The sequence below is a fragment of the Corynebacterium sp. UD i78 genome (assembly GCF_056280545.1).
This window is the reverse complement of record NZ_JBWCED010000001.1, coordinates 1297439-1314740: the sequence shown is the minus strand read 5'-3', so window position 1 is coordinate 1314740 and position 17302 is coordinate 1297439. Positions and strand designations below refer to the sequence as shown.

Below are 17302 nucleotides of genomic sequence, written 5' to 3'. Positions count from 1 at the left end.
GCATGACAGAACTGCAGATCGGACGGGTCATCAAGCCGCACGGTGTGCGCGGCGAACTCGTCGTCGACGCCACGACCGATGACCCGTCCACCCGCTTCGCCGTGGGTACGGCACTCACCGGGCGCCAGGGGGGAAGTGCACGGGGAGGGCGCTCCGGCAAGGAGACCACTCTCACGGTGAAGTCGGTGCGGCCCCACCAGAGTCGCCTGCTCGTCACTTTCGAGGAGGTCGCTGACCGTACAGCCGCGGAGTCTCTGCGCGGTATGCGCTTCTTCGCCCCGCCGGTCTTCGACGAGGACGACGAGGGCTACTACGACCACGAGCTCGAGGGGCTGCGCGTCCTCAACTGTGGCCCGGTGGACGCCGAGACCGCCAACGCCCGCGCCTACGAGGGGGCGGAGCCCGCGCCGGTCGACATCGGCGAGGTCGCCGGTGTGACCCACGGCCCGGCGGGCACCCTGCTGGAGATCGCGGTGGACGCCGACACCGACCTCCCCACCGCCGGGGCCACCATCCTGGTGCCCTTCCGCCACGCCATCGTCCCCATCGTGGACGTGGACAACGGCGCACTGGTCGTCACCCCGCCGGAGGGGCTGCTCGAACTGCAGTGACCGGTCACTATGATCGGTGCAATGCGTATCGACGTCGTCACCATCTTCCCCGAGTACCTCGACCCGCTGCGGCATGCGCTGCTGGGGCGTGCCATTGAGCGGGGCATCCTGGAGGTCGGCGTCCATAATCTGCGTGACTGGGCCCATGACGTGCACAAGGCCGTCGACGACACGCCCTTCGGCGGTGGCCCGGGGATGGTCATGAAGCCGGAGGTCTGGGGTCCGGCGCTCGACGACGTCGCTGCCCTGACAGGGCCGGTCGCTGACGACGCACTGCTGGCCTCGGCGTCCCCGCATGTCCGGTCCGGCCTCCGCGCCGGCAAGGAGACAGCGCAGGAGACAGCGCAGGAGACAGCGCAGGAGACCACGAAGGACGCCGCGGGGGAGCCGCAGGATGACGACCGCCCCGACCGCCCCGTCCTCATCGTCCCGACCCCGGCCGGACGTCCCTTCACCCAGGAGATGGCGCAGCAGTGGGCCTCGGCGCAGCGGCTGGTCTTCGCCTGTGGCCGCTACGAGGGCATCGACCAGCGGGTCTTCACCGACGCGGAGCAGCGTTACCGGGTCGAGGAGGTCTCACTGGGTGACTACGTCCTCATCGGTGGCGAGGTTGCGGTGCTCGTCATCGCCGAGGCCGTGGTGCGGCTGATCCCCGGCGTCCTCGGCAACCGGGCCAGCCACGAGGAGGATTCCTTCCAGGACGGCCTGCTTGAAGGCCCGAGCTACACCAAGCCGCGGGTCTGGCGGGATCTGGAGGTACCCGAGGTTCTCACCTCCGGCAACCACGCGAAGGTCGACCGGTGGCGTCGTGACCAGTCACTGCACCGGACCCTCAGCGTACGTCCGGAACTGGTCGAGGCGCAGGAGGCCACCGGCCAGCTGGACAAGAAGGACCGGGCCACGCTCCGTGACCTTGACAAGGCTGTGACCTGGTCGGATCCGGCACAGAAAAAGTAGTCCACAGCCCCCGGGTTATCCACAGGGTCCTGGGCTTTCAGGTCTGAGGCCGATGGTGGCGTCCTCCCGGCAGGCTAGTGTCGGCTCCCACGCCCCGGGAACCGGACGGTCCGGCAGGGGGCGGGGAGGGGCCCAGCCATGCTGTACAAGAACCCGGTCGACCATCCGACCATCGAGGAGATCACCGTCTACCCGCTCAACCGTGCAGAACTGCGGATGGCGGACGCCTACGTCAGCGACCGCTCCTCGGTGGAGCGGTCAGCCCTGGAACAGGCGGTGCGGGGCCGGGGAACGGCCTATGTCGCACGGTTCCGGCACACCACGGAGATGTCCTGGCGGATGCCGGTGCTGTACTCCGAGGCACTGGCCGACGGCCGGATGACCATCGACCACCTCGACACCGTGTGGCGTCGGCTGGACCGGCATCCCGGGGTGCGGACCGAGATCGACGACCAGATCCTCCGGAGAGAGGAACGGAAGGCCGAACGCGAGAAACGGTTGAAGGTCGCACACGAGGCGGCCGAGGCAGGGGAACCGGTGCCGGACTGGACGGGGGAGGAGGACCATGACGACCGGTGGAGTGAGCGCCACCACGAGGAGGCGTACAACAAGTACGACCACCCGCTGCCCGGGCCTGAGAACGGGCGCTGCTCCCATATCGACCAGGCCGTGGAACGAGAGGTCATCGACTGGCTGCGGTCCACCCCGCGACGGTTGTCCTCGGTCGACGGTTCCCGCACAGTCGCCCCGTCGCCGTCGGTGACCGTCCACAAACTCCGCGACATCGTCGACCGGGCGGCGGACGCGGTGGTCGAGGAACTGGGCCGGTTGCGGGAGCAGTCCCTGGAGCGGGAAGAGGAGGCGGACCGCCGGCGTGAGGCAGCCGCGGTCAAGGCACGGGAGGACGCCGGGAAGCGGGCGAAGCGCCGGGCCGAACGTGCGGCGAAGAAGAAGGCCAAGGAGAAGGCTGAGGAGAAGGCGGAGGAGAAGGCGGAGGAGAAGGCGGAGGAGAAGGCGGAGGAGAAGGCGGAGGAGAAGGCGGAGGAGAAGGCGGAGGCTGAGGCGGCGGCCACGGCGAAGCCGGCGGGGGAGACCGGCCTCCCGTTCTGACCCCTCAGTGCCCCGGCTACAGTGGTCCGAATGACCGGACGTGAGATCAACGGACAGATGACCACAGCAGTGATCAGGACGATCGCCAGCGAACTCGGGGTCTCCGAGTCGCAGGTGTCGGCCACCGTGAACCTGCTCGATGAGGGTAATACCGTGCCCTTCATCGCCCGCTACCGCAAGGAGGTCACCGGAGGTCTCGACGACGCGCAGCTGCGCACCCTCGAGACCCGGCTGACCTACCTGCGGGAACTGGAGGCCCGTAAGGCCACGGTCCTCGCCGCGATCGAGGAGCAGGGAAAGCTCACCGACGACCTGCGGGACCTCGTCCTCGGCTGTGGGACCAAGGCCCGGCTGGAGGATCTCTACCTGCCGTTCAAGTCCACCCGCCGCACCAAGGCCACCATCGCCCGGGAGGCCGGTCTGGAGCCGCTGGTCGAGTTGCTGCTCGGCGACTGCACCACTGATCCCGCCGAGCTGGCGGCGTCCTACATCACCGAGGGATTCGATGATGCCAAGGCGGTGCTCACCGGTGCGCGTGCCATCGTCCTGGAGGAGATCTCCACCGATGCCGACCTGGTCGGCGAGGTGCGCGAGCGCTTCTACACCACCGGCGCGATGACCGCCGGTGTCGTCGAGGGGAAGCAGAACTCCACCGAGGCCCAGAAGTACCGCGACTACTTCGAGTTCTCCGAGCCCTTCACCGCACTGCCGTCCCACCGCATCCTCGCGCTGCTGCGCGGTGAATCCGAGGGCGTCCTCCAGCTCACCCTCGACCCGGGTGAGGATGAGATCTACCAGGGCATGATCGCCAATGCCCGTGGTCTTGAGCCGCAGGGGGACGCCGCCGACAAGTTCCGTGCCGAGTGCGTCCGCTTCGGCTGGCGTACGAAGCTGCAGATCTCCTCCGGTGTGGATGTGCGCATGCGTCTCAAGGAGAAGGCGGACGCCGGGGCGGTCGATGTCTTCGCCCGTAATCTGCGCGACCTGCTGCTCGCCGCACCCGCCGGACAGCGTGCGACCCTGGGCCTGGACCCCGGGTACCGCAACGGTGTGAAGTGCGCTGCGGTCGACCCGACCGGCAAGGTCCTCGACACCGTCGTCATCTACCCGCACCAGCCGCAGAACAAGTGGAACCAGTCTGTCGACACTCTCGCCCGGATCTGTGCGAAGGACGGCGTCGACCTCATGGCCGTCGGCAACGGCACCGCGTCCCGTGAGACCGAGAAGTTGGCCCGTGAGATCTCCGAGAAGGTCTCCGCCGCCACCGGCCGGCGTCCGACCCCCGTCGTCGTCTCCGAGGCCGGTGCTTCGGTGTACTCCGCCTCCGAGCTCGCCGCCGAGGAGTTCCCCGACATGGACGTCTCGCTGCGTGGTGCAGTGTCCATCGCACGCCGGCTCCAGGACCCGCTGGCCGAGCTGGTGAAGATCGACCCGAAGTCCATCGGTGTCGGCCAGTACCAGCACGATGTCAACCAGGTCATGCTGGCCGACAGCCTCGACAGCGTCGTCGAGGACGCGGTGAACTCCGTCGGCGTGGACGTCAACACCGCCTCGGCACCGCTGCTGCGCCGGGTCGCCGGGGTGACCGCCACCCTCGCGGAGAACATCGTCCACCACCGTGAGGACAACGGCGCGTTCACCTCCCGCCGTCAGCTCAAGGACGTCTCCCGGCTGGGACCGAAGGCCTTTGAGCAGTGCGCCGGCTTCCTGCGGATCCGCGGTGCGACCGACCCACTGGACGCCTCCGCGGTGCACCCCGAGGCCTACCCGCTGGTCCGGCGGATCACCGAGCGCACCGGGGTGGGCGTGGCCGAGCTCATCGGCAACACCCGGGTGCTGTCGGAGCTGCGTCCGGAGGATTTCGCCGACGACACTTTCGGCGTACCCACCGTCACCGACGTCCTCGCCGAGCTGGACAAGCCGGGCCGTGACCCGCGTCCGGAGTTCAGGACAGCCGCCCTGGCAGAGGGGATCGAGAAGATCTCCGACCTCACCCCGGGCATGGTGCTCGAGGGCACGGTGACCAATGTCGCCGCCTTCGGCGCCTTCGTGGACGTGGGAGTGCACCAGGACGGCCTTGTCCATGTCTCGGCGATGGCTGAACGGCGCGTCAACGACCCGCACGAGATTGTCCGCACCGGTCAGGTCGTCAAGGTCAAGGTCATGGAGATCGACGTGGAGCGTCAGCGCATCGGGCTGTCTCTCCGGCTCACCGATGAGCCCGGGAAGCCGGCGCAGCGTAGCCGCGGTGGTCGTGGCGGCAACGGTGGCAACGGTGGCAACGGCGGTGGACGCCGCGACGGCCAGCGAGGACAGGGTCGACAGAACCAGGGCGGCCGACAGGGCGGTCGACAGGGCGGTCGACAGGGTGGCAGGGGAGCGGCCCCCGCCGCGTCCGGCTCGATGGCGGACGCACTGCGTCGGGCAGGGAAGATTTGATCCCGACCTCCACCCGCTGGCATACTTGACCGGTTGCGTGTCATGCGCACGAAAACTCAATGGTGTGGGCACGAACGCGCCGACCGCCGGTGGACACCGGTGGCGTCGTGAGTCCTCTGTCCGATCGAAAAGAAACAGGAGTGCCACATGCACTATCTCGACAAGGTCGACGCCGCTCAGCTGCGTTCCGACATCCCGGATTTCCGTCCCGGCGACACCCTTGACGTCCACGTCAAGGTCATCGAGGGCTCCAAGAGCCGTATCCAGGTGTTCCGTGGTGTCGTCATCCGCCGCCAGAACTCCGGCATCCGCGAGACCTTCACCGTCCGCAAGATCTCCTTCGGCATCGGCGTGGAGCGTACCTTCCCGGTCCACTCCCCGAACATCGACCACATCGACGTCCTGACCCGCGGTAAGGTTCGTCGCGCGAAGCTGTACTACCTGCGCGAGCTGCGTGGCAAGAAGGCCAAGATCAAGGAGCGCCGCTAGGCGCCACCGGGTCTTCGACCGAGCACCTTCTGTACAGACCCCGTCCGGCAGGACGTCCTGAAAACGGACATCCGCCGGGCGGGGTTCTGTCATACCCGTCCGCGTCAATCCCGCTCTGACCCGCCGGTCCTGCCTCGCATACAGGGGGTTGACAGAGTCGGCTGATATTGTCATTTACGTGACCCACGCCAGCAATTCTCACCCGGGATCCGCCGGTGACTCCGGTGATTCGGTGCCAGCATCGTCAGCAGCGACCGACCGACCCCTGACGGAGAAGGAGAAGGTCGCCGTCCGTCGGCGGGCGGAGGAGGAGCGACGGGGGAAGAAGCGGACGTACCCCTGGTGGGTCGAGTTCCCGATCATCCTCGTCGTCGCTCTGGCGCTGCTGGCGCTGTTCAACACCTTCGTCGGACGCCTCTACCAGATTCCCTCGGAGTCGATGGAGCCCACGCTCCACGGCTGTGAGGGCTGTACCGGTGACCGCATCTTCGTCAACAAGCTCGCCTACCGGTTCGGCGGCGACCCGGAGCCGGGGGACGTCGTCGTCTTCGTCGGCCCGGACTCCTGGAACGACAGGTACGTCTCCCAGCGTTCCGACAACAGCGTCACCCGCGGGATCCAGACCGGCCTGTCCTATATCGGCATCCTCGCGCCTGATGAGAACACCCTGGTCAAGCGTGTTATCGCCACGGGTGGTCAGACCGTCCAGTGCCTCGAGGGTGACCCCGGGATCATGGTCGACGGCAAGGAGGTCGACAGTTCCTACGTCCAGGACCCGGCAGCCTACCCGGTCGACCCGGTCACCGGCTCCGACGTCTGCGGTGGTGCCTACTTCGGTCCGGTCACCGTCCCCGACGGCAACCTGTGGATGATGGGCGACAACCGCACCAACTCCGGCGACTCCCGCTACCACCTCGGCGACGAACTCCAGGGCACCGTTCCGGTCGACAATGTCGTCGGCAAGGTCGAGGGCAAGGTCTGGCCGCTCAGCCGGCTCGGCAGCGTCGACGACCCCGACATCCAGAAGTAGGTGCTCCGGTGAGCGCGACAGTGGAGGTGCACCCGGTGCGTTCCATGCCGGAGGGACGCACCCTCGAATGGGCCGTACACAAAGCCGGACTCGACCCGGTCGTCGGCGTCGACGAGGCAGGACGCGGCGCCTGCTGTGGACCGGTCACCATCGCCGCCTGTATCCTCCCGCCGGGGCCGCTGCCGGAACTCGACGGCCTCACGGACTCGAAGAAGCTCACCGCGAAGAAACGGGACAGGCTCTTCGACATCATCGTGGATCTGGCCGTGGACTATGCGGTCGTGCACGTCCCTGCGTCCTACGTCGATGAGTGGGGCATCCAGCACGCCAACCTGGGCGGGATGCGCCGGGCGGTGGCGCGGCTGGACGTGCGTCCCGGCTACATCCTCACCGATGCCATGAAGATCGACGGCTTCACCCGGCCACACCTGCCGGTGGTCAAGGGGGACCTGATCTGCCGGTGTATCTCGGCGGCGAGTGTGCTGGCGAAGGTGAGCCGCGACCGGATGATGGTCGACCTGGATTCTCGGTACCCCGGCTACGGCCTGGCCGGGCACAAGGGCTACGGGACCGCCGCGCACATGGAGTCGGTGTGCCTGCTCGGCGGGACCCCGGAACACCGATACACTTACTCGAACGTGGCCGCCGCACATGCGCGGTGGCGTGAAAGCCAACAGACCCAGCCGACCCAGCAGAAGGGGTGATCCGTACACCGTGAGTGCCGAGGATCTTGAGGACTACGAAGCCAATGTCGAGCTGTCCATGTACCGCGAGTACCGCGACGTGGTCAGTCAGTTCAGCTACGTCGTCGAGACGGAGCGGCGCTTCTACCTCGCCAATGCGGTCGAGCTGATCCCGCGGAACTCCGGCGGCGAGGTCTACTACGAGGTGCGTATGTCGGATGCCTGGGTGTGGGACATGTACCGTCCCGCCCGGTTCGTCCGCTACGTCCGGGTGATCACCTACAAGGACGTCAACATCGAGGAACTCGACAAGCCTGACCTCAGGCTGCCGGAGTAGATTCCGGCGCCTTCAGGGAGGACGCCGCGCGCAGCCGCGGACTGACCATTGCCCCGACGGCGACGAGCGCCGTGACGACGGCTCCGGCGATCACCGGGACCGATCCGCCGAGCTCGTAGAGCAGGGTACCGGCGGTGGGGGCGATCACCATCGTCAGACCCATGGACGCGGTGACCAGACCGGCCACCCCGCCCTGTTCAGCCGGGGTGACCTGGAGACTCGCACCGGCGGTGAACCCGGGCGTCGCCGTGCCCATACCGAGGGCCACCACGCCGACACCGACGTACAGCAGGACCGCGGTCAGGGGGACCGAGGAGACGGCGGGGGCCAGCAGGAGGAAACCGACCGCCGCAGTGGACGCCCCGACGCGCAGCAGCGTCCCCGGGCCCCATCCGCTGCGCGGCACGATGACGGCCTGGGAGACGACCACCCCGGCACCGGCGACCAGCAGTGCGAGGCCGGTGAGCAGTCCGGCCCGGTCATCAGTGACATCGAGCCGGTCCTGGACCAGGAACCCGATGATGATCTGGATGAAGCCGAGGGCCAGGTACATGCCGAAACAACAGAGCAGGAACGGCAGGACGCGCGGGTCGGTGGGCCGGACGGTGCAGGGACGCTTCATCAACTCGGTGGGCGCCTGGGGCCGCAGCCGGGTTATCACGAGAACCACGGCGGCGACCAGGAGCACGGGTACAGCGACCAGGGGAACCATGAGTCCGAAGATCGCGAGCAGTCCACCGACCGCCGAACCGACGACCTGACCGACACCCTGGGTCGCTCCGAGTCTGGCCATACCCTTCACCCGGGCACCGCTGTCCACGGTGCCGTCGGCGGCGGTGGTCACATCGGCGATGGCGGCCTGGGCGGTCGGCGGGACCGCGGCCATTGCCGCCCCGAAGAACACACCGCGCAGCAGGAGGAAGAGAAGGAACAGTCCGACTCCGCCGATGACGCCGGTCATGCCGAGTCCGGCGACAAGGGCGAACAGGGCGGTGGCGACCGCCGCAGCGGACAGTGCGGCGGTGAGGACGCTGCGTCGGCCGGCGGACTGGGAACGGCGTCCCCAGGCGGGGCTGGTCAGCGCGACCATCAGGGCGGCGGCGCTGAGAGTGACACCCACCTGCCAGTCCGCCAGACCGACATTGCGGGCCAGCGGGGCGATCACCGGGCTCAGCGACATCTGGGCCAGGATGGTGATGAAGGTGACGGTCAGCAGGATCCGGATCTGTGCGTCTGTGCTGTCGGTACTGTCTTCGCCGACGGTGGTCGTCATGTCACTCCTGTGTGCGGGGCGGGGCAGAAAATGGCGAGCCTCACCTTAGTTCACCGTGGTTACCGCGGGGAACAGGAGGGGACAACCGGCCCGGGAGAAGTTTGTCCACAGGGGTCGAGTTATCCACAGGGTCCTGGGCTTTCGTCTTTTTCCACGGCGGGAACGTCCCGGTACTGTGCCACAGTTCCTCCATGACCCGAGACACTTCTGATGCACGCGACCCGATCAACCCGTCGCGCTCCCGTAACCTGCGCACTGTCGGAGCCGCCGGGGAGGACGAGGCCGCCGCCTGGTTCACCGCCCGCGGCTACGTTCTGCTGGACCGTAACTACTTCACCACCCGCGGCGAGGTGGACATCATCCTGCACACCCCACCTGACCACCCGGACCATCCGGCACTTGTCTTCGTCGAGGTGAAGTGGCGGCTCGACGACCGCTACGGCGTCGGGGCGGAGGCGGTCACCCCGGCGAAACTGCGGGCGATGCGGGCCGCCGCCACCCGGTGGCTCGACAGGAACCCGCAGCACCGGACCGGCACCCTGCGCTTCGACGTTCTCGACATCACCGCCGGGGAGCTCACCCATTACGAAGGGGTGGAGTGATGACCACTGTCAGCAACCGCTCGCTGGTGCGGGTGGGGCAGGCCCGCAGCGTGGGGCTCGACGGGTTGACCGGGATCCCCGTCACCGTCGACTGCGACATCAGCCGCGGGCTGCCGGGGATGAACATCGTCGGACTGGGGGATGCCGCCGTCGTCCAGGCCCGCGACCGGGTACGCTCCGCGGTGATCAACAGTGGACTGCAGTGGCCGAAGTCGCGGGTGGTGGTGAGTCTGTCCCCGGCGTCGGTGCCGAAGACCGGGTCCGGCTTCGACCTGCCGATGGTGCTGGCGATCCTCGCTGCCCAGGGGGTGGTCCACCCGGACGACCTCGCCGACGCCGCCGTGGTCGGGGAACTGGGGCTCGACGGCACGGTACGTGGTGTGCCTGGCGTCCTTCCGATGGTGCTGGCCGCGCGGGAAGCCGGGGTGGGGCGTCTCGCCGTGCCGGTCGACAACCTCGCCGAAGCCTCACGGGTGCCGGGGATCCGGGTCGGCGGGCTGGAACACCTGACTCAGCTGGTGGGTTGGGCTGTGGGACAGGAGCCCGGGCTCATCGCGCCGGAGCCTGCGGCGGGAACCGGGGCGACAGTTCCCGACCTGTGTGAGGTCACCGGACAGTCGGTGGCCCGCCGTGCCCTGGAGACCGCCGCGGCCGGCGGGCACCACCTGTGGTTGTCGGGTGCGCCGGGTTCCGGAAAATCGATGCTCGCTGAGCGGCTGCCGGGGATCCTGCCGCCGCTGGACGACGAGGAACAGCTGGAGGCCGCGGCAGTGCACTCCGTCGCCGCGGAGAAGGGCGATCTCGCCGGGATCTGGCGGCGGACCAGGCCGTTCGTGGCACCTCATCCGTCACTGACCCTGCCCGCGCTGACCGGTGGTGGATCCGGGCGCCTCCGACCCGGGGCGGTGAGTCTGGCCCACCACGGCGTCCTCTTCCTCGACGAAGCGCCGGAGGTGTCACGGAGTGTGTTGGAGGGACTGCGGGTACCGATGGAACGCGGCACGGTGTCGGTGGAACGGGTGCGCCGTACCCTCGTGCTTCCCGCCAGGTTCCAGCTGGTCATCGCCTCGAACCCGTGTCCGTGCGGGGCAGAGGAATCTGCGGAGTGCCTCTGCCGGGGCGGGGTACGCGACCGCTACCTGCAGCGCATCTCGGGTCCGCTGCGTGACCGGATCGACATCATCGCCACCACCGGTGGTAACCGGGCGGCATCCGTCGCCGGGGAGACCGGGGAATCCTCGGCGGTGGTGCGTGAGCGGGTGTCCGCCGCAAGGGCCCGGGCGGCGTCCCGCTGGTCGGGGAGGGGAGACGACCCGTCCTGGCGGACGACCGCGGACGTGCCGGGCCCGGTGCTGCGCCGGGAGTTCCCCGCCGAGGACGCCGCGATGCTGGTCCTGGAGGACCAGCTGCGCCGCGGGGTGCTGTCGCAGCGTGGGGTGGACCGGAGTATGCGCGTCGCGTGGACGCTGGCGGATCTCGCAGGAAAGGACCGGCCGGGGGTCGGGGACGTGATGGACGCGGTGGACATGTTCACCGGGACAGTGGAGGGGCAGGACAGTGACCGTGGTGGATATTGACGAGGCCAGGGCAGAGCGGGATCCGGAACGACTGCTGGCCTGGGCGGTACTGCGACGCCTGGTGGAGGCGTCCCGCACTGATGTGGTGCGGCTGCTGTGGCCGGACGGGGACACCACCGCACCCGCCCGGGTGATCCGGCTGGTCGAGATGCTGCGGCAGGGGGATGTCTCGCTGCCGGCGGGACTGCAGGGGCTGACCGCGGAGAAGACCGCACAGATCAGCCAGCAGGCGGAGGCGGACCTGCAGTGGGCGCGGGTCAACCGGTGGCGGCTGATCACCCCGGACGACCCGGAGTGGCCGATGCGTCGGCTCGAGGAGTCTTTCGGGGCGACGGGTGACCTGGACGGGCCGGTGCTCTCCGGCGGTGCGGTGCCGGGGGAGTCCGGGGACGCGCCGGGGGTCCGTCGCCGTGCGGCCCGGCCGTTCGCCCTGTGGGGACGTGGACCGGCGGAGCTGGCGTCCACCGTGGAGCGCAGTGTGGCTCTGGTGGGGACACGGTCGTCGACGTCCTACGGCAACCGCACCACCCACCGCTTCGCCGGGGAGCTCGCCGGGGCCGGCTACACGGTCGTGTCCGGCGGGGCGGTCGGGATCGACACCGCCGCCCACCGCGGTGCCCTGGAGGCCTCCGGTGCGACGGTGGCCGTGGCGGCCAGTGGACCGGGGGAGATCTATCCGCGGTCGAATGAGGACCTGTTCCGCCGCATCGCGCAGACCGGACTGGTCGTCACGGAGTACCCGCCGATGACCCGTCCCGCCCGCTACCGGTTCCTCACCCGCAACCGGCTCGTCGCCGCCCTGACCCGTGGGACGGTACTGCTCGCCGCCGGGCACCGCTCCGGTGCGGTGAACACCGCCAACTGGGCCGATGTGATGCTCCGGCCGGTGATGGTGTTGCCCGGGCCGGTGGACAGTGCGGAGTACGTCGGGTGTCACAAGCGGATCCGGGACGGTGCGGGGACGCTGGTCACCACGACCGCGGAAGTCCGGGAGATCATCGAGCCGATCGGTTCCGTGGACCCGGACAGGCAGCTCGACCTGGAGTTCGCCGCCAGCCCCGTCCAGCAGCTCAGCCGGGACCAGCTCGCCGTGTTCGACGCCTGCGGGATCGCCACCGACGACACCGGGCACCTCGACCAGATCGCCGCGGAGATCGGACTACCGGTCGCGGCGGTGGTGCGCACCGTCGGTGAACTGGAGGGGACGGGCCTCGTCGTGCGCAACGGTGACCGGTGGGTGAAGAACGACAGGTGACGGGGATGGGGGGAGAGAACCGGGAAGCACAACCGGGATGATCTACGACGGATACGACACCCAGGGATGACAGGGACGCCGAGGTCAAGGAGGGCTGAGGGCTGATGAGTACCCGCTACGACACCGGAGAGGACAACCTCCGACGGTGGTACGGCGATCCCGACTGCATCAGTGGTCTACTGTGATGACATGAGTTCCAGTGGGAGCAGCGACATGGCCGGGGCCATCGACGGCTACCTGGAGTACCTCGACCTGGTCAAAGGGCGCTCGGCCAACACTGTCCGCGCCTACGGGGCTGACCTGCGTGCCGCCTTCGAGGGGGTCGGGACTCTCGACGGCTTCACCCTCGACCACTGCCGCGACGTCCTGGACTGGGCCGTGGAGAACGGGGACGCGAAAGCCACCCTCGCCCGCATCGCCTCCAGTCTGCGCGGCTTCGGCGCCTGGCTCGTCCACACCGGGGCTCTGCAGGTGAACCCCGCCGCCGGACTGCAGACCCCGAAAACCTCGCGCACCCTGCCCCGGGTGCTGCGGGAGGACCAGGTCGGCGGCGTCCTGGAACAGGCCAGGGCACATGCCCACCGTTCACCCACCGAGGGCGACACCGGCCCGACCCCGAAGGACATCCGTGACTGGGTGATGCTCGAAGTCCTCTACGCCACCGGTATCCGCGTCTCCGAGCTCGCCGGTGCCGATGTCGACGATCTGGGTGGTAACGGCGATCCCGGCGCCCGCAGTCTCCGGGTGGTCGGCAAGGGCGACAAGACCCGCGTCGTCCCCTTCGGCCCGACCGTGGAGAACGCACTGCGTGAATGGCTGGCGGTGCGCCCAGGGATGCTGCCGACGACCGGCGGAATACGGGCAGCACAACCGGCACTGTTCCTCGGTGCCCGGGGAGGACGCATAGACGTCCGACAGGTCCGCACCGTCGTCCACCGGGCCACCGGAGGGGCCGGCGTCCCCGAGATCGCCCCACACGGACTGCGGCACTCCGCCGCCACCGCCGTCCTCGACGGTGGGGCGGACCTGCGCGTGGTCCAGCAGCTGCTGGGGCACACCTCGATGAACACCACGCAGATCTACACCCACGTCGGCACCGAACGGCTCCGCGCGGTCTACAAGCAGGCGCATCCGCGGTCCGGGTCCCAGGACTGAGTCAGGGCTCCAGGGTGTTCAGCGCCAGAGCCTGACCTGCACGGGGCCCAGCAGCGTCATCGGGTCGATGTAGTGCTCGGCGTCCTCGGCAGGTGGGCCGAGCACCGCACCCCAGTGCAGGCCCGGATCACGCCGGGCGGTCTCCGGCAGTGAGGAGTTGCCGGCCAGCACGCCGAGGACGTCGCCACGACCCAGCTGCTCACCGGCGCGTACCTGGGCGAGTACGGGCTCATAAGTGGTGCGCAGGCCGTTCCCGTGGTCGACGGACACGGTCGGCGTCCCCGCGACCACCCCGGCGAAGCGCACCGTGCCCGCGGCGCTGGCCCGGACCGGTAGCCCGGGCGAGGCGTCCAGATCCACGCCGCGGTGGCCGGGCAGCCAGTTCTGTTCGGGGATGTCCGCCGGCACCAGGACTGCACCGGGCGCCGGACGCAGATGATTCGCGCCCGGTGGAGAGCCCGGTGGAGACTCGGGCGCGGCGGCGGTCGGTACGGTGGTGAGGCCCACGGACAGTGCGGTGCTGAGGAGTGCAGCGGCGAGCCGAGGTACGGTGTCGACTGTCTTCGTTGTCATCCGTCCATCGTCGCGGCCGCCGTCCCCCGTCACCAGGGGGTCAGCGAAATGTGGACAACCGCTGAGACGTCGTCCACAGGACAGTCACCGGGACTTGGTTAATCGCGGGAAGCCAGGTAATGTCGCACCCTGCAGTATGCCCGGCCGGTGGTCGGCGGGACTGTCGCGCAGGTCGTCTCCTCACACGCAGAGGCCGGTCGGCGCAGGTACCGCACCAATCACGGACACAGGTCCAGGTGTACTGACATCGCGCAGGTTCAGCGTGATCCGAACAAGGCCCGTCCGTCAACGGTGCCCTCCTGCTTCAAGGAGGGTTTACTGGGCGGGGACAATCCGGGATACCTGCCAGGTCAGCCGATGTACGACCACGTCACGAGGACGCGGCGTACCCGGCCGAGAAAACCGTCACCCCCAAACTTTTGAAAGCGAGGAAGGGGAGAGGCGCCAGGCACTGTCACAGTGCCCCACGGCAGCGAGCTCCCCTGACACAACATGGCTGTTGTCACCATGCGCGAACTGCTGGACGCCGGCGTCCACTTCGGTCACCAGACCCGTCGTTGGAACCCGAAGATGCGTCGTTTCATCTTCACCGACCGTAACGGCATCTACATCATCGACCTCCAGCAGACGCTGACCTTCATCGACGAGGCCTACGAGTTCGTCAAGGAGACCGTCGCCCACGGCGGAAACATCCTCTACGTCGGCACCAAGAAGCAGGCCCAGGAAGGCATCGCCTCCGAGGCCGAGCGAGTCGGCATGCCCTACGTCAACCACCGTTGGCTCGGCGGCATGCTCACCAACTTCCAGACGGTCGCCAAGCGTCTGCACCGCCTCAAGGAGCTCCAGGCCATGGAGTCCGCCGAGGACGGCTACGCCGGTCGCACCAAGAAGGAAGTCCTCATGCTGACCCGCGAGCGCAACAAGCTCGAGCGCGTCCTGGGCGGTATCGCCGACATGTCCAAGGTCCCCTCCGCTCTGTGGATCGTCGACACCAACAAGGAGCACATCGCGGTCGCCGAGGCCAAGAAGCTCAACATCCCGGTCGTCGCCATCCTGGACACCAACTGCGATCCCGACGTCGTCGACTTCCCGATCCCGGGCAACGACGACGCCATCCGCGCCACCAACCTGCTGACCTCTGTCATCTCCTCCGCCGTCGAGGAGGGCCGCAAGGTCCGCGCCGAGCGTCAGGCCGCCGCCGCCAAGGAGACCGCCGGTGACGCCGAGGTCGCCGAGATCGTCGTCGAAGCCGAGCGGGCCGAGACCGAGAAGGCCGCCGAGATCGCCGAGGCTGAGGTCAAGGCCGAAGAGGCCACCCCCTCCGCCGAGTAGTACCCCCCACCCGGTAGTACCGGTCGGGGACAAACCAGTCACCCCGACCTTCCAACCACGTACAAGGAGGATCGCCGCACATGGCGAACTACACCGCTGCTGATGTCAAGAAGCTCCGTGAGCTCACCGGCTCCGGCATGATGGCCTGCAAGAAGGCTCTGGACGAGGCCGAGGGCGACTTCGACAAGGCCGTCGAGATCCTGCGCATCAAGGGCGCCAAGGACGTCGGAAAGCGCGCTGAGCGCACCGCCGCCGAGGGCCTGATCGCCGTTTCCGGCGCCACCATGGTCGAGATCAACTCGGAGACCGACTTCGTCGCCAAGACCGACGAGTTCATCGCTTTCGCGAACCGCGTCGCCGAGGCCGCCGCCGAGGCCAAGGCCAACTCCGCTGAGGAGCTCGCCGCCGCCACCGTCGACGGCAAGACCGCCCAGGAGGCTCTCGACGAGCTCTCCGCCAAGATCGGTGAGAAGCTGCAGCTGCGTCGCGCCGTCACCCTCGAGGGTGACAACGTGGCCGTCTACCTGCACCACCGTTCCGCCGACCTGCCGCCGGCCGTCGGTGTGCTCGTCGCCTACACCGGTGACGACGAGGCTGCCGCCAAGGGCGCCGCCATGCAGGTCGCCGCGCTCAAGGCCCAGTACCTGACCGACGCCGAGATCCCGGACGAGGTCAAGGACAAGGAGCGCGAGATCGCCGCCGCCACCGCCCGCGAAGAGGGCAAGCCGGAGAAGATCATCCCGAACATCGTGGAAGGCCGCCTCAAGGGCTTCTACAAGGATGTCTGCCTCCTGGACCAGCCCTCCGTCACGGAGTCCAAGAAGACCGTCAAGCAGGTCCTCGACGAGGCCGGCGTGACCCTCACCGGGTTCGTCCGCTTCGAGGTCGGCCAGCAGTAGTTCGCTGACGGCTCTCCGCCACACCCGCCGCCACCCGGAAACCCGGGGGCGGCGGGCGTTGTCGTATGCGGTGAGGGATGCACGGAAACCCCGGTGGCGGTCGCACGGGTGGGTCGGCGGCAGGCTAGACTGGGCGACCGGACTATGTGCCCTACCCACAATCCTGACCTCGATCCCCAAGGAGACCCCACGGTGACTGCCAGCGAGAATTCCGAACGACGACCAGGCTTCAAGCGGGTCATGCTCAAGCTCGGGGGAGAGATGTTCGGTGGTGGCAACGTGGGCGTCGATCCGGACGTCGTCGAGAATGTCGCCCGTCAGATCGCCGAGGTCGCCCGCACCGGCGCCGAGGTCGCCGTGGTCATCGGCGGTGGCAACTTCTTCCGTGGTGCCGAACTCCAGCAGCGCGGCATGGACCGGGCCCGCTCGGATTACATGGGCATGCTGGGCACCGTGATGAACTGCCTGGCTCTCCAGGATTTCCTCGTGAAGCAGGGCATCGACACCCGCGTCCAGACCTCCATCAACATGGCGCAGGTCGCCGAGCCCTACCTGCCGCTGCGCGCCGTGCGTCACCTGGAGAAGGGGCGCGTCGTCATCTTCGGTGCCGGCATGGGCCTGCCCTACTTCTCCACCGACACCACCGCCGCCCAGCGCGCCCTGGAGATCGGCTGTGAGGTCCTCCTCATGGCCAAGGCGGTCGACGGCGTCTACTCCGACGACCCCCGCACCAACCCGGAGGCCGAGCTCTTCACCGAGATCACCCACAGCGAGGTCATCGAGCGCGGCCTCAAGGTCGCCGACGCCACCTCCTTCAGCCTCTGCATGGACAACGAGATGCCGATGCTCGTCTTCAACCTGCTCACCGAGGGCAACATCGCCCGCGCGGTGGCCGGTGAGCGCATCGGCACCCTGGTCTCCACCCCCTCCGCACAGGGCTGACGGACGCACTTCCGGCCGGGGAGAACCCGGCAACCTGG

17 protein-coding genes are annotated in these 17302 nt (G+C 68.5%); 15 read left to right on the top strand and 2 right to left on the bottom strand.

Annotated features, from left to right (window positions below):
* Positions 1 to 2: 2 nt before the first annotated feature.
* From ACZ9GM_RS06175 to ACZ9GM_RS06140, 8 genes are all read left to right on the top strand, one after another.
* The gene (locus ACZ9GM_RS06175; RefSeq protein WP_291473226.1) at positions 3 to 611 is read left to right on the top strand and encodes a ribosome maturation factor RimM; all 609 of its coding nucleotides are present in this window, start codon (positions 3 to 5) and stop codon (positions 609 to 611) included.
* A 21-nt stretch (positions 612 to 632) separates the two neighbouring features.
* Positions 633 to 1568: a tRNA (guanosine(37)-N1)-methyltransferase TrmD gene (gene trmD, locus ACZ9GM_RS06170; protein WP_476037426.1), complete on the top strand. Its 936-nt coding sequence runs from the start codon at positions 633 to 635 to the stop codon at positions 1566 to 1568.
* A 138-nt stretch (positions 1569 to 1706) separates the two neighbouring features.
* Positions 1707 to 2678, top strand: coding sequence for a hypothetical protein (locus ACZ9GM_RS06165; protein ID WP_476037425.1), 972 nt, complete (start codon positions 1707 to 1709; stop codon positions 2676 to 2678).
* Between the two features lie 30 nt (positions 2679 to 2708).
* Positions 2709 to 5117 carry a Tex family protein gene (locus ACZ9GM_RS06160; protein WP_476037424.1) on the top strand — a complete coding sequence of 803 codons (2409 nt, stop codon included), beginning with the start codon at positions 2709 to 2711 and terminating at the stop codon, positions 5115 to 5117.
* Between the two features lie 147 nt (positions 5118 to 5264).
* Positions 5265 to 5606, top strand: coding sequence for a 50S ribosomal protein L19 (gene rplS, locus ACZ9GM_RS06155; protein ID WP_291473222.1), 342 nt, complete (start codon positions 5265 to 5267; stop codon positions 5604 to 5606).
* A gap of 232 nt (positions 5607 to 5838) precedes the next feature.
* Entirely contained in the window at positions 5839 to 6636 is a 798-nt protein-coding gene (gene lepB, locus ACZ9GM_RS06150) for a signal peptidase I (RefSeq protein WP_476038319.1), read from the top strand.
* A 44-nt stretch (positions 6637 to 6680) separates the two neighbouring features.
* Complete coding sequence (locus ACZ9GM_RS06145) at positions 6681 to 7340, top strand: ribonuclease HII (RefSeq protein ID WP_291473271.1); 660 nt, start codon at positions 6681 to 6683, stop codon at positions 7338 to 7340.
* A 10-nt stretch (positions 7341 to 7350) separates the two neighbouring features.
* Entirely contained in the window at positions 7351 to 7656 is a 306-nt protein-coding gene (locus ACZ9GM_RS06140; protein WP_014010227.1) for a DUF2469 domain-containing protein, read from the top strand.
* Here the strand turns inward: ACZ9GM_RS06140 and ACZ9GM_RS06135 are convergent.
* On the bottom strand, positions 7640 to 8929 hold the full coding sequence (locus ACZ9GM_RS06135) for an MFS transporter (protein WP_476037423.1): 1290 nt from the start codon (positions 8927 to 8929) through the stop codon (positions 7640 to 7642). The two genes, ACZ9GM_RS06140 and ACZ9GM_RS06135, sit on opposite strands and share 17 nt — an antisense overlap.
* A 191-nt stretch (positions 8930 to 9120) precedes the next feature.
* Here ACZ9GM_RS06135 and ACZ9GM_RS06130 point away from each other — a divergent pair, with 191 nt between their 5' ends.
* The 4 genes from ACZ9GM_RS06130 to ACZ9GM_RS06115 all read left to right on the top strand — a co-directional run bounded on the left by ACZ9GM_RS06130 (position 9121) and on the right by ACZ9GM_RS06115 (position 13518).
* On the top strand, positions 9121 to 9531 hold the full coding sequence (locus ACZ9GM_RS06130; RefSeq protein WP_291473220.1) for a YraN family protein: 411 nt from the start codon (positions 9121 to 9123) through the stop codon (positions 9529 to 9531).
* Positions 9531 to 11108, top strand: coding sequence for a YifB family Mg chelatase-like AAA ATPase (locus ACZ9GM_RS06125; RefSeq protein WP_476037422.1), 1578 nt, complete (start codon positions 9531 to 9533; stop codon positions 11106 to 11108). Before ACZ9GM_RS06130 ends, ACZ9GM_RS06125 begins: the two co-directional genes overlap by 1 nt.
* Positions 11095 to 12363: a DNA-processing protein DprA gene (gene dprA / locus ACZ9GM_RS06120; protein WP_476037421.1), complete on the top strand. Its 1269-nt coding sequence runs from the start codon at positions 11095 to 11097 to the stop codon at positions 12361 to 12363. The genes ACZ9GM_RS06125 and dprA overlap by 14 nt, the downstream gene beginning before the upstream one ends.
* Before the next feature lie 213 nt (positions 12364 to 12576).
* Positions 12577 to 13518 (top strand): tyrosine recombinase XerC, encoded by a 942-nt coding sequence (locus ACZ9GM_RS06115; RefSeq protein ID WP_367273298.1) that lies wholly within the window; start codon positions 12577 to 12579, stop codon positions 13516 to 13518.
* A gap of 18 nt (positions 13519 to 13536) precedes the next feature.
* On the opposite strand, the gene ACZ9GM_RS06110 is transcribed toward ACZ9GM_RS06115, so the two are convergent.
* On the bottom strand, positions 13537 to 14091 hold the full coding sequence (locus ACZ9GM_RS06110) for a M23 family metallopeptidase (protein ID WP_291473216.1): 555 nt from the start codon (positions 14089 to 14091) through the stop codon (positions 13537 to 13539).
* Positions 14092 to 14583: 492 nt separating this feature from the next.
* Between ACZ9GM_RS06110 and rpsB the strand changes: the two genes are divergently transcribed.
* From rpsB to pyrH, 3 genes are all read left to right on the top strand, one after another.
* Positions 14584 to 15423 carry a 30S ribosomal protein S2 gene (rpsB, locus tag ACZ9GM_RS06105; RefSeq protein WP_291473215.1) on the top strand — a complete coding sequence of 280 codons (840 nt, stop codon included), beginning with the start codon at positions 14584 to 14586 and terminating at the stop codon, positions 15421 to 15423.
* A gap of 80 nt (positions 15424 to 15503) precedes the next feature.
* Positions 15504 to 16322, top strand: coding sequence for a translation elongation factor Ts (gene tsf, locus ACZ9GM_RS06100; RefSeq protein WP_291473214.1), 819 nt, complete (start codon positions 15504 to 15506; stop codon positions 16320 to 16322).
* Between the two features lie 240 nt (positions 16323 to 16562).
* Entirely contained in the window at positions 16563 to 17264 is a 702-nt protein-coding gene (gene pyrH, locus ACZ9GM_RS06095) for a UMP kinase (RefSeq protein WP_476038318.1), read from the top strand.
* The last annotated feature ends 38 nt before the right edge of the window (positions 17265 to 17302 follow it).